The 1581-nt window shown below is 33.2% G+C and carries 1 protein-coding gene; it reads left to right on the top strand.

What is annotated here, in order from left to right:
- Nucleotides 1–271: 271 nt before the first annotated feature.
- Nucleotides 272–1357, top strand: coding sequence for a site-specific tyrosine recombinase/integron integrase (gene xerA / locus G5B42_RS10665; RefSeq protein ID WP_181340464.1), 1086 nt, complete (start codon nucleotides 272–274; stop codon nucleotides 1355–1357).
- Nucleotides 1358–1581: the final 224 nt, after the last annotated feature.

Raw genomic sequence — 1581 nt, 5'->3', positions numbered from 1 at the left:
GAAATATTTTTAAAACCAGGATGAATAATCCTGGTTTTTATTTTGTGTTAACGAATATTGGTTTGGCATAAACCCGGATCAATGAAATTTTGATCCGGGTTTTATTTATGTTTCGGGTTTTAGTTGGCATTAAGACCACAAGTATGATAAGCCTGGAGCGATGGAAGAGCGGCCAGGATTTTTAATTTGAGATACATAATTGACATAAAAGGCAGGAAAATAAAGGTTAGTGCCGAAATGAAATGATAATATTTAACCAGGGTGTATAAGAATGGTAACAATTTGCCGCTTGAAAAACCGGCTTAAAGTAACTTTTCCTTATTCACCAGAATTAGTAAGAAAGATAAAAACTGTTCCAGGACATTACTGGCATCCAAAGGAGAAATATTGGACGATATCTGATACTGAGGAAGCAATCCAAAAGTTTTTTAGGGCGTTTCGTAACGAAAAGATCAATGTTGATATTTCTTTGTTTTCTGTTGCTAGGATTTATTGGCCTAATCTTCCTGCACAAGGTGAGGAGGAGATATTTCAAAAAGTTGCGGAAGAGATTAAATTACGAGGTTATAGTCCGAAAACAAGTAAGGCTTACTTAAATCATATCAAACGTTTTGTTAGATATTTTCGACCAAAAAAAGTGAATGAGTTATCAGAAAAAGAGGTAAGAGATTATTTATTGAAATTAATAGATGATGAAAAATGTTCGGAGTCTTATTACGATCAAGTAATTAGTGCCATTAAGTTTTTATATCAATATGTTTTAAAAAAAGGAGATATTTGTGTAGATGTTGAAAGACCAAAAAGGCATAAAAAACTACCTGAAGTACTGTCGGAAGAGGAAATTAGAAAGTTATTTGATTCTATTAATAATAAAAAGCATCGCCTTATATTGTTGATTATATATTCTGCAGGACTACGTATTAGCGAGGCTGTTCGGTTAAAACTGGAAAATATAGATTTTGAGCGAAAGCTGATTCATATAAAAGGAGGAAAGGGAAAAAAAGATCGCTATACGATCCTATCGCAGGTAGTAATAGATTCTTTGACCGAATATGTTAGACTAATGAGACCAGATGAATGGTTATTTCCAGGCGCAAAACCTGGTACCCATATTACGGAACGCTCAGTTCAAAAAATAATGGACAAGGCTTTAGAAAAGGCGAAAATATCTAAAAAGGTAACTGTCCATACGTTGAGACATTCATTTGCAACACATTTATTGGAAGGAGGAACCGATCTTAGATATATTCAAGCATTATTAGGACATGCTTCGTCAAAAACCACGGAAATATATACACATGTTAGCCGTAGGAAACTGGCTAATATTCAAAGTCCACTTGACAGAATAATGACGTAGAGTAGTAGTAAAGTTAAGATAAACGAACTAGGTACGCAAAAATCCACATTTTAGCATATTATACGAACCTTATTCGTTTATTACATATAAAATGGACTTTATACGTAATTAGTTCGTCTATTAAACGTTATGCGAAAGGACACTAAATCCAGATACTAGATAAAAATAATTGCAATTATTGATTTACGTGTTTTGTTGATTGAAGGTGGATACTCAAATGAAAA

It is taken from the genome of Capillibacterium thermochitinicola (assembly GCF_013664685.1).
GTDB lineage: Bacteria > Bacillota > UBA4882 > UBA10575 > UBA10575 > Capillibacterium > Capillibacterium thermochitinicola.
This window is presented reverse-complemented; position numbering and strand designations above follow the sequence as displayed.